At 69.8% G+C, this 10927-nt stretch carries 11 protein-coding genes; 4 read left to right on the plus strand and 7 right to left on the minus strand.

Annotated elements, in window-relative coordinates:
• The first annotated feature begins 43 nt into the window (after positions 1–43).
• The 3 genes from Q0M60_RS08755 to Q0M60_RS08765 are packed head-to-tail and all read left to right on the plus strand — an operon-like array spanning position 44 to position 2620.
• Positions 44–748, plus strand: a complete 705-nt coding sequence (locus tag Q0M60_RS08755) for a response regulator (RefSeq protein ID WP_296818343.1) — start codon at positions 44–46, stop codon at positions 746–748.
• On the plus strand, positions 748–2088 hold the full coding sequence (locus Q0M60_RS08760) for an ATP-binding protein (RefSeq protein WP_296818348.1): 1341 nt from the start codon (positions 748–750) through the stop codon (positions 2086–2088). Before Q0M60_RS08755 ends, Q0M60_RS08760 begins: the two co-directional genes overlap by 1 nt.
• A 58-nt stretch (positions 2089–2146) precedes the next feature.
• On the plus strand, positions 2147–2620 hold the full coding sequence (locus Q0M60_RS08765) for a hypothetical protein (RefSeq protein WP_296818351.1): 474 nt from the start codon (positions 2147–2149) through the stop codon (positions 2618–2620).
• Here Q0M60_RS08765 and Q0M60_RS08770 read toward each other — a convergent pair.
• From Q0M60_RS08770 to Q0M60_RS08780, 3 genes are all read right to left on the minus strand, one after another.
• Positions 2617–3402: a pyrroline-5-carboxylate reductase dimerization domain-containing protein gene (locus Q0M60_RS08770; protein WP_296818354.1), complete on the minus strand. Its 786-nt coding sequence runs from the start codon at positions 3400–3402 to the stop codon at positions 2617–2619. The genes Q0M60_RS08765 and Q0M60_RS08770 overlap by 4 nt on opposite strands.
• 4 nt (positions 3403–3406) lie before the next feature.
• Positions 3407–3910 (minus strand): YbjN domain-containing protein, encoded by a 504-nt coding sequence (locus Q0M60_RS08775; protein WP_296818357.1) that lies wholly within the window; start codon positions 3908–3910, stop codon positions 3407–3409.
• 61 nt (positions 3911–3971) lie between these two features.
• The gene (locus Q0M60_RS08780) at positions 3972–4241 is read right to left on the minus strand and encodes an accessory factor UbiK family protein (protein ID WP_296818359.1); all 270 of its coding nucleotides are present in this window, start codon (positions 4239–4241) and stop codon (positions 3972–3974) included.
• A gap of 223 nt (positions 4242–4464) precedes the next feature.
• On the opposite strand from Q0M60_RS08780, the gene Q0M60_RS08785 reads away from it, so the two are divergent.
• Complete coding sequence (locus tag Q0M60_RS08785) at positions 4465–5814, plus strand: hypothetical protein (protein ID WP_296818362.1); 1350 nt, start codon at positions 4465–4467, stop codon at positions 5812–5814.
• Between the two features lie 59 nt (positions 5815–5873).
• On the opposite strand, the gene Q0M60_RS08790 is transcribed toward Q0M60_RS08785, so the two are convergent.
• From Q0M60_RS08790 to mgtE, 4 genes are all read right to left on the minus strand, one after another.
• Entirely contained in the window at positions 5874–6854 is a 981-nt protein-coding gene (locus Q0M60_RS08790; protein ID WP_296818365.1) for a glycosyltransferase family 9 protein, read from the minus strand.
• Between the two features lie 137 nt (positions 6855–6991).
• The gene (locus Q0M60_RS08795; RefSeq protein ID WP_296818376.1) at positions 6992–8155 is read right to left on the minus strand and encodes an isovaleryl-CoA dehydrogenase; all 1164 of its coding nucleotides are present in this window, start codon (positions 8153–8155) and stop codon (positions 6992–6994) included.
• A gap of 39 nt (positions 8156–8194) precedes the next feature.
• Positions 8195–9508 (minus strand): glycoside hydrolase family protein, encoded by a 1314-nt coding sequence (locus Q0M60_RS08800; protein WP_296818368.1) that lies wholly within the window; start codon positions 9506–9508, stop codon positions 8195–8197.
• Between the two features lie 93 nt (positions 9509–9601).
• A partial coding sequence (gene mgtE, locus Q0M60_RS08805) for a magnesium transporter (protein WP_296818371.1) occupies positions 9602–10927 on the minus strand: 1326 nt, incomplete at its 5' end.

The following is a 10927-nucleotide window of genomic DNA, read 5'->3' on the forward strand; positions in this document are numbered from 1 at the left end:
TTAGACGCGGACGGACCCTCACGGTCAAGGCGGGGGCGCGGCCATGACCGAGGCTGGCGCGGGCGCGGCCCAGAGGCACCTGCTGGTGGTCGACGACGACGACCGCATCCGCGACCTGCTCAAGCAGTATCTGTCGCGCGCGGGCTTTCGGGTGACGGGCGCGAGCGACGCGACGGCCGCGCGGCGGCTGACCGAGATGCTCGACTTCGACCTGATGGTGCTGGACGTCATGATGCCGGGCGAGGACGGCCTGGCCTTCGCGCGCTGGCTGCGCGCCCAGCCGGGCCTGTCGAACACCCCGATCCTGCTGCTGACCGCGCGCGGGCTGCCCGACGACCGGATCGAGGGCCTGTCGGTCGGCGCCGACGACTATCTGGCCAAGCCGTTCGAGCCCAAGGAGCTGCTGCTCCGTATCGAGGCCATTCTGCGCCGCTCGGGCCCGCCCAAGGGCGCGCCACGCGAGGTGCGGCTCGGCGCCTGCCGCTTCGACCTGGAGCGCCAGGAACTGACCCGCGACGGGAAGCTCGTCCGCCTGACCGAGGCGGAGGGCCAGCTGCTCAAGACCCTGGCGCTTAGCGCCAACGCACCCGTGGAACGCCACGTGCTGGCGTCCAGCGGCGCCGACGCCGCCGGCCGCGCCGTCGACGTCCAGGTCACCCGCCTGCGCCGCAAGATCGAGGACGACCCCAAGACCCCGCGCTACCTGACCACTGTGCGCGGTGTCGGCTACATGCTGGCGCCTGACTGATGGCCCGCCCCACGGGCAAGATCTGGGCGCGGCTGCTCAAGCGGCGGCTGCCCACGTCGCTCTGGGGACGGGCGCTGCTGATCATCGTCCTGCCGGTTTCGCTGATGCAGGTGGCTGTCACCTGGGCCTTCTTCGAGGCGCACTGGGAAACGGTGACCGCCCGACTGTCCGAGGGCCTGGCCGGCGACATCGCCTGGGCCGTGGAGAGTTATCGCGACAATCCCACGCCCGAAAACCTCGAGGAGCTGGCGGGGCGCGCCGAGGAGTCAATGGAGCTGTCGATTGCGCTGCGAGAGGGCGCGAGCCTGCCGACCCGCCCTCGCCCGGCCTTCTTCGCGGCGCTCGACCGGTCGATGGAACGCGCCCTTTCAGACCGGCTCGACGAGCCGTTCTGGTTCGACACGACCCGCTATCCCGCCTTCGTGGAAATCCAGGTGGCGGTCGAGGGTGGCGTATTGCGCATCTACGCCCCCCGCGAGAGGGCCTTCGCCACCCGCGGGCACATCTTCATCCTGTGGCTGGGCGGGGCGACGGTGCTGCTCACGGCGGTGGCCATCCTCTTCATCCGCAACCAGGTCCGCGCCATCGAGCGGTTGGCGGACGCGGCCGAGGCCTTCGGCAAGGGCGAGACGCCCGACTTCAAGCCGCACGGCGCCCGCGAGGTCCGGCGGGCGGCGCACGCCTTTCTGGATATGAGGGAGCGCATCCAGCGTCATATCGACCAGCGGACAGCCTTGCTCGCTTCGGTCAGCCACGACCTGCGCACGCCCCTGACACGGCTCAAACTCGAACTGGCCATGGCCGAGCCCTCGGCGCAGACACGCGCCATGCAGGCTGACCTGGCCGAGATGGAGCACATGGTCGACGAGTACCTCGCCTTCGCGCGCGGCCAGGCCGGCGAGACCGCAGAGCCGGTCGACATCGCGGGCCTGTGCGAGGCGGCGGCCGCCGACGCGCGCCGCCTGGGAGTCGATGTCACGGTCAAGGCGCGGCCCGGCCTGACCGCCGTCGTCAGGCCGGGCGGACTGCGCAGGGCCCTGGCCAATCTTGTCGACAACGCCGCCGCCCACGGCCGCGCGGTCCGGATCAGCGCGCGCACCCTGCCCTCGCGCAATGTGGAGATCGCCGTCGAGGACGACGGCCCGGGGATCCCGCCCGAGAAGTACGAGGAGGCCTTCACGCCCTTCTCCCGCCTCGATGAGTCGCGGAATCAGAACCGCAAGGGCGTGGGCCTGGGCCTGGCCATCGCTCGCGACGTGGCCCGTGGCCATGGCGGTGACGTGGTTCTGTCGCGGTCCGAATTGGGAGGGCTGAAGGCCGCCATTCGCCTGCCCGCCTGAGGCTCGCTTTCCTGGCCGACTGAGCCATATTGGTTTCGGGCCACACAGGAGCTTAGCGATGCGCGTGCTGATCGGCGTCTCGGTGCTTTCGTTGTTTCTCGCGGCTGGACCCGCGCAAGCTGGACCCGCACAGGTCGAGGTCTTCGTCGGCGATGACCTGGCGGACCAGGCCGACGAATATGGCCAGCGCGACCTGGACCTCCTGACGGAACGTCTGGATCGCGAGGTCGAGACAGCCCTGGCCCGTTCCGGGCTCTACGAGGACGCCAGAATCCGACTTGTCATCGAGGACGTCCGCCCCAATCGCCCTACCTTCGAGCAGTTGCGGCGCAGGCCGGGACTCTCGCTGGAGAGCCACGGCATCGGCGGTGCGGATATTTCCGGGGAGGTGGTCACGGCCGACGGCCAGACCGTTCCGATCACCTTCCGCTGGTACGAGAGCGATATCCGCTTCGCCGGCCTGACGACCTGGTCGGACGCAAACCAGGCGTTCAGCCGCTTCGCGCGGCGGCTGGCCGAGGGCCGCTTCTAGCCGCCGAGTTCCCTCGCCCGGTCGAGCGCAGCCTGCACCGCCTCGGCCATCAGGTCTGACAGGCCCCCGGGCCGTTCGAGCACGCGCAGGGCGGCTTGCGTTGTTCCGCCAGGCGAGGCCACCTCGGCGATGAGTTCGTCGGGCGAGCGACCCCCCGCCGCCATCATGGCGAGCGCGCCTCGCGCCGTGCTTTCGGCCAGGGTCAGCGCGGCCTGGTCCGTCAGGCCGTGCCGCCGGCCCGCCTCGGCCATGGCGCTGACGAAGGCGTAGACGTAGGCGGCGCCCGATCCCGAAACCGCCGTGGCCACGTCAATCAGCCGTTCGTCCCCGACCTCCACCAGCCGCGCGATGGGGGCGAAGAGATCGCGAACCGCGCTCGCTGCCGCGCCCTGCTGGCTCCAGACAGCGGCCGCGCCCTGGCCGATCGCCACGGCGGTCGTCGGCATCACGCGTGCGACGGGAAGACCCAGCGCCTCACTGATGGCGCCGGCCTTCACGCCGGCCATGACCGACACCACCGCGCCCTGGCCCGGCAGCCGGGCCCGCAAGCCTGAAGCCACCTCGCGCCACTTGCCGGGCTTCACCGCCAGCACCGTCCGCTCCACGCCCGACAGATCGTCCGGGTTGATGAGCGCGCCCTCGGCCTCGGCTGCGGCGGCCGACGGCTTGCGCGAGGGCGTCAGGATCGCGAGCTCGCTCATGGATACGGCGTGCGTCATGCGCCATCCCGCCAGGATGGCGCCCCCGAGCCGTCCGCAGCCGACGAGTAGGGTGCGGGCCACGGCCTCAGGCCGAGCCGACGGTCTCGAACATGCAGGCGTCCAGCGCCTCGACCGGGCTCTTGGCGCCGCGGATCATGAAGTCGAAGGCCGGATGGAACCGGTCGGCGGCCTCGACGGCCGCGTCGATCATGGCTGCTGCCTGGGCCAGGGTCGGCCGCTCCCCGTCAGGCAGAGACAGGGCGTGGCGGAAGACGATCTCGCCGTCCTCGGTCCAGATCTCGAAGTGGCCGAGCCACATGCGCTGATTGATCAGGGCCACCAGCTCGTGCAGCGCGGCGCGGCGCGCCTTGGTCGCCTTCAGGTCCAGGGAGCAGCAGATTTGCAGACAGTCGCCCTCGGGTCGCCAGGCGAACCACAGCTCGTAGTCTTTCCAGTCGCCGGCGATGGCGAAGGCCAGGTCGCCGTCGCCCACCCGGTCGAAAGGCAGGTTCTCTGCGGTGAGAACATGCTCAACGATATCCAGGGGATCGTGCTGGACCTCGAGTTCCTCGGCCGTGGGCGCGTTCATGTAGCGATCCTGGTCGGCGACTCGGTCATGCCGAGACGATAGGGGCGTTCGCAGATTCGGCTCAACCGGCGTCGTCCTGTGGGCGAGCGCTTCTGCGCGAAGTTCCCGTTTTCGGAGGGGTTTTGAGGGCGGCAAGTTCGGCCCGCAGCGCGGCCACCTCGGCGCGCAGGGCTTCCAGCTCGTCCTTGCGGACGAGGTCGAGCTCAACGGCCACCTTGTCAGCCTGGGCCCGCATCGCCGCCTTGGCCTCCTCCCCGGCGGCCTGGGCCAGTCCCATGGCGCCGGTGGTCAGCCGCGCGAATTCGTCCAGAAGGGGGCTTCTCGTATGCATGGGGCGAAAACTCCTGCCCGTCGTGCTTGTTCGACGGTGGGCCAGATATGGTGAATCAATCGGTAACGCGAAAGACGCCTGTTGGCGTCGGTCGTTCGACGATCCCGGATACGGCTCAGTTCATCTTGCGGCCACGGTCGTCGGTCATGTGGTTGCGCTTGACCGGGGGGTCCAAGGCCGCTTAGCCGGTTCTACAGTTGTGACGAGACGAGGATCCTCGCCCATGAGACGTTCCATTCTATCGGTGGTGGGAGGCCTGCTGGCCGTAGCCGCCATGACGGCCCTGCCCGCCCAGGCGCAGGCCCAGGGCCGCGGCCGCACCATTCCGAGCCAGTCGGAGGTCAATGAGGCGGTTCGCGTCCAGGTTCAGCGCAACAGCCTGAACTGCACCGTCGACAGCGCCCGCTTCGTCGGTCGCAACAATGAGGGTCGGACGCTCTACGAGATCGCCTGCCAGGGCGCTCCGGGCTTCCTGCTGCTCGACACCGATCCCGCCCAGACGGTGAACTGCATCGCCAACAACGCCTCGGTGGCTGTCCGCCGGGCCGAGAACCCGGAAGCCGACGTCGGCGCTGAGTGCACCATCGCCTCGAACCTCGACGTGGTCAGCGCCGTGGCTCCGTACGCGGCGCGCGCCGGCCTGACCTGCACCGTGGACCAGGCCCGCTGGGCCGGCGCCACCTCCTCGGGCGCGACGCGCTACGAGGTTGGGTGCGCCAACGCCGACGGCTACTGGATCGACGTGAATGCCGACGGCCAGATCGGTTCGACCCTGTCCTGTCTCGAGGTGGTCGCCGCGGGCCAGACCTGCCAGTTCACCACCGCCGAGGAGCAGGCCGCCTGGATCGCAGCGCTGGCCGCGCCTTCGGGCCGCTCGTGCCAGGCGACGCAAGGCCGCCGCGTCGGCCGCAACAACGACACGGGCGTGACCTACTATGAAGTCGGCTGCGCCGACGGCGTGGGCTTCATGGTCCGCACCAACGCGTCCAACCAGTTCGACGGCGTGATCGAGTGCGCCGCCGCGAGCGGCATCGCCGGCGGTTGCCGCTTCACCGAGGGCACGGTGGTCGCTGCGGCCACGGCCGAGCAGTACCAGGCCCAGCTCGCCTCGGCCGGCTTCGCCTGCGCCTATGTGTCGGCGGGAACGCCGCGCCAGGAGACCTCCGGCGATCGCCGCACGGTGGTGGAGTTCGAGTGCTCGGACCGCCCGTGGGGCCTGGTGGCCTTCCTGCCGAACGGCGCCGGCTCGCCCGAGCAGATCGACTGCCTTATGGCCCAGGCCCGCATCGGCGGCTGCACCCTCACCACCCGCGCCGACATCATCTACCAGCTGCAGGCGCTGGCCGAGACCCGGCCGAGCATGGCTTCCTGCCAGGTCGAAGACTTCCGCATGGTCGGTCGCCTGTCGGCCGCTCAGGCCGAGGAGAACATGGCCGGCGACGTGGTCGAGCTGAAGTGCGTCGGCGGCGAAGGCTTTGTGGCGGTCGTCCGCCCCGAGCGCACCGCCATCGTCCAGTCCCAGACCTGCGCGGTCTCGGCTGATCGCGGCGGCACCCGCTGCACGCTCAGCTAGGCGTCACGCCGAAAAGGACGAAGGGCCCCGGGAGCAATCCCGGGGCCTTTTTTCTTCGATCAGCCGTGAGCCGGTTCGAGGACGGGCTCGGGTTCGGTGCGGGCGTGAAGCTTGATCGCCGCGGCGAGCACCGGCTCCACCGGCACGTCCATCATGTGCTGGATGTGCTGGTTCAGGCCCGGGTCAATGGCCCGGAACTCCTCGAGCGAGCGCGATCCCCGCACGGACTTGCCGCCCCACGGGCCGGTCACGGCCTCGTTCGAGGGACCGAAAACCGCCAGCGCGGGCGCACCCGCGGCGACAGCCAGCTGGGTCCAGATCGAATCCGCTCCGATGAACAGGCGCGCGTGCCTGAGCGCCGCGGCCGTCTGGAGGAGATCGAGCTTGCCCTGCAGTTCGATGGTGCGCTCACGCGCCACGGCGAAGCGGATGGTGTGGGCGGCGTCGCGGTCGGCGCCTGCTCCCACGAGCATCAGACGCCCGCCCTGAAGCGGACCACCGTCCCCCAACAGCTTGGCGGCCACCTTGGTGAATCGCTCAGCCGGCCAGCGCTTGCCGATCCAGTCGACCCCGGGCCCGACGGCCAGGATCGGGCGGCCCTTGCCTACCAGGGCGTCGGCGGCCTCCTTGGTTTCGTCCGAGAAGAACAGGTGAGGCGCCGCCGGTTCCTCCAGCTTCAGGACCCGGGAGGCCGCTTCCACGGCGTGCTCGATCAGTTGCGAGGGCTCTCGGACGGCCCGTCTCTCGCGACGCAGCCATTTCGACAGCTCGGAGCCCCGCATGTCCACGATGACGCTCCAGCGGCGGTCCTTCAGCCGGTCCCACAGGCGGAACCAGTCCGCGCGACTTTCCCCCGGCAGGACGATCAGGCGATCAAGCCGCGGCGTGTCGCGAAACAGGGGGGCGGTCTCGGGCGAGCCGACAATCGTGAAGCGCGCGTCGGGCGCCTCTCGCACCATGTGGGCCAGCACCCCGGACGACAGGACGGCGGCCTCGGGCGCCGCCTCGGCCAGGTACAGAATCGTGAGCGGACCCGCCATGCGTGGAGTTAACGCCATTCGCGCTGAGTCGTCGCTAGGCGGTCATCAGAATCGCTGAGCGGCCCGGCTGGGCACCGTTAGGAAAGCGCCGCGATCGATCGCTCCGTAGTTGACCCGCAGGGCGGCGGCGGCCGCCATCACCCCCCCAGCAACTCCCGCCCGATCAGGAACCGGCGGATCTCGTTGGTCCCCGCGCCGATGTCGTACAGCTTGGCGTCTCGGACCAACCGCTCGACCGGCCATTCCTTCGTATAGCCGGCGCCGCCCAGGGCCTGGACCGCCTCCAGCGACACCTTCACCGCGTTCTCCGAGGCCAGCAGGATCGCCCCGGCCGCGTCATAGCGGGTCGTCCGGCCCGCGTCGCAGGCGCGCGCCACTGCGTAGACGTAGGTCCGGGCCGAGTTCAGCGCGACGTACATGTCGGCGACCTTGGCCTGCATCAGCTGGAAGGAGCCGATGGCCTTGCCGAACTGCTTGCGCTCGCGAACGTAGGGCAGGACCACATCCAGCGCCGCCTGCATGATGCCCAGCGGGCCGCCGGACAGCACCGTCCGCTCATAGTCGAGGCCGCTCATCAGCACCCCGGCGCCTCCGCCAACCGGGCCCATGACGTTCTCCTCCGGAACCTCGCAGTCCTCGAACACCAGCTCGGCGGTGTCGGAGCCGCGCATGCCCATCTTGTCGAGCTTCTTGGAAACGCTGAAGCCCTTCATCCCCTTCTCGATCAGGAAGGTGGTGACCCCGCCGTTGCCCTCGCCCGTGCGGGCGTAGACGACAAGCGTGTCGGCCGTGGGCGAGTTGGTGATCCAGAACTTGGTGCCGTTCAGGATGTAGCGGTCGCCCTTCTTCTCCGCGCGCGTGCGCATCGACATGACGTCCGAACCCGAGCCGGCCTCCGACATCGCCAGCGACCCCAGGTGCTCGCCCGAGATCAGCTTGGGCAGGTATTTCTGCTTCTGCTCCGGCGTGCCCCAGCGGCGGATTTGGTTGATGCAGAGATTGGAGTGGGCCCCGTAGCTCAGGCCGATCGAGGCCGAGGCGCGGGACACCTCCTCCATCGCCACCACGTGTTCGAGGTAGCCCATCCCCAGGCCGCCGTATTCCTCCTCGACGGTGATGCCGTGAAGGCCCAGCTCGCCCATCTCGGGCCAGAGGTCGCGGGCGAACTCGTTCTTCTCGTCGATCTCGGCAGCGCGCGGCGCCAGCCGGTCAGCGGCCCAGCGGGCCGTGGTCTCGCGGATCGCGTCGGCGTTCTCGCCGAGGCCGAAATCCATGGATTGGGGGGCGTTGGGAATGCTCATGGCGGCGGCGTAGCACCGTCCGCCGGGCCTCGCCAAGCGTCAGTCCTCGGACCCGCCCAGCCGCTTGAACAGGTTGTAGGAGGCGATCCAGACGCAGATCACGCCGATCAGGACCAGGACCCAGCCGATCACCGTCTTTTCATTGAAGCCGCCGGGCACTTCGCTGGCGTCGGCCAGCTGGAAACCGGCGATGCCGGCGCCGAAGGCTACCAGGCCGACCGCGCCCATGCCGAAGTAGGCGGCGGTCTCGCTCCAGCGGCCAGCCTTCGCCTCGGGCTCGGGTGGAGCCTCGACCAGGATCAGGCCTTCCTCGAGAGGCTGCGCTTCGGCTTCGCCAAAGAGCGCGGGATGGTCGGCCGGGGCTTCCGGCTCCTGCGGCTGGAGGGACTCCGCCGGCGGTTCGCTGGTCACCTCGGGCGGTGGCGTCAGGATCAGCACAAGCGGGGGCTCGGAGATGTCGGCGGTGACGACCGGATCGGTCTCCGGCGCGACATTGAGCGGGACGGCGTCCTCGAATTCGGGCTCCGCCGCCTCGACCGGAGCAAAGGGCTCGGGCGGATAGGAAGCGTAGATCCGCGCAGCCCTGCTGGCCTCGGTGACCACAGCCGGCGTCTCGGGGACCGCCTCGGCTTCGGCCTCCGTGTCAGGGGCCGCCTCGGCCGGTGTGACGTCGGTGGGGATGTCGGCAGGAGTCGGCGTGTCGGCGGGAACATCGTCCGGGGCGCCGATGACGATCTCGATGTGGCCCGGCGCGGGCTCGACCGGCGCCTCCACGATCCGCACCTCCGCGACCTCGGCGGTGAAGTCGATCTCAAGTGCAGCCGGCGGCGTGTCGGGCAGGGCCGCAAGCGCGGACTGATCAACCGTCGGCGTCACCATCGGGGTCGGGGCCGGGGACGGCGCACCGTCCAGCAGCATGCCGCCTTCGGTCGAGCGGCGACGGACCAGGGCGTCCAGCACGATCGGCTTGCCCCCGAAGGCGCCCGACCGCCAGATAGCCATGGCGAGGGCCGCTTCGGTCATCCGTTCCTGATTGACCCTCGTCAGGACCTCCGACTGGCGGAATGCCTCCAGACCGACGTTGAAGGCGAAACAGGCCAAGGCGTCGAACTGGCGCTGAGTGACCTCCACCTCAAGCGCCTCGTTCACGGCCGCCACCACCGGGATCAGGTCGTAGAGGAGCAGGGCCTCGGCGTCCTCGGCGGTGATCGTCGCGCCCTCGCGCGCGTACTGGGTGTGGCCGTGCCCCATGGTCCAGCGGCCGTCAGGAAGTCGCGCCGCGGTCAGGCGGAGACCCTCGAAGCTCTTGAGAAGCTCCAGGCCCTGGCGTGACATCTTCAGACGCGTCGACATTTCGGTCCTTCAGGCGTGACCCGTAATGGGACAAGACGGCTCGCCCCATGAGGGAGCCAGCAAGGGGCGCGCCGACACCCTAGCTCGTCACGATCACAGCAGGATCAAGGCCGCCAGGCCGAGGAAAGCCAGGAATCCGACCGTGTCGGTCACCCAGCTGACGAAGACGGGCGAGGACACCGCCGGGTCGCGTCCGAGCCGGTCGAGCGCCAGCGGCGCCAGCGTCCCGGCCAGCGCCGCCGCCAATAGGTTGATCACCACCGCCAGACCAATAACCACCGACAGCAACTCGTTGCGCTGCCACAGCCAGGTCACGCCCGCGAGCAGCACAGCGATGGCCAGGCCGTTGGCGAGGCCCACGGCCATCTCCCGGCGCAGGATGCGCCAACCGTTCGCCGCCGAGACCTCGCGCATGGCGAGAGCCCGCACCGCGACCGTCAGGGCCTGGGTGCCCGCGTTGCCGCCGATCGAGGCGACCACGGGCATCAGCACCGCCAGCGCCACAAGCTGCTCGATCTCGGCCTGGAACACGCCGATCACCGTGGACGCGATCAGCGCGGTCCCGAGGTTCACCGCAAGCCAGGGGATGCGCGAACGCACGACCTCCATGACGTTCGCGTCGCGGCCGGCGTCACTGACGCCGGCGAGCGCCAGGATGTCCTCCTGGTTCTCTTCCTGGATGATGTTGACGATGTCATCGACGGTGATCTGGCCGACCAGGCGGCCGCCCTTGTCGATCACGGGGGCCGAGATCAGGTGGTACTTCTCGAAGATGTAGGCGACCTCTTCCTGGTCCTGGTCGACCGCGATCTCGTTGATCGGCTCCATGATCTCCGAGAGCCTCACCTCGCGGCGCGCGCGCAGCAGGCCGCTGACGGGAATGGCGCCGACGGGGCGATAGCCGGGGTCCACGACGTAGATGTCGAAGAACAGCTCCGGCAGCTCCTCGCCGTGCGTCCGCATGTGGTCGATGGCGTCGCCGACGCTCCAGAACTGGGGCGCGGCCATCACCTCGCGCTGCATCAGGCGGCCGGCGGTGTCCTCCTCATAGGACAGGGCGTTCTCGATGCCCGCGCGCTCGGCGTCGGGCATGGCCGCCAGCACGGCGCGGCGCTGTTCGTCCTCGAGGTCCTCGACGATGCCGGTGGCGTCGTCCGAGTCCAGCTCCTGAAGCGCCTCGGCCAGGGCGCCGGGCTCGACCATCTCGAGTACGTCCTCGCGGACGCCGTCGTCGAGTTCGGGCAGGGTCTCGGCCAGCAGGTCCGGCGGCAGCCAGGGCACGACCTCGGCGCGATGCTCGGCCGACAGGAAGCCCAGCAGGTCGGCGACGTCAGCGGGATGCAGGGCCGAGATCAGCTCGCGCAGGCGCATGCCGTCGCCGCGGTCCGCGGCGTCGACGACCATCTCGACGTATTCGGA

Source organism: Brevundimonas sp. (assembly GCF_024711105.1).
GTDB lineage: Bacteria > Pseudomonadota > Alphaproteobacteria > Caulobacterales > Caulobacteraceae > Brevundimonas.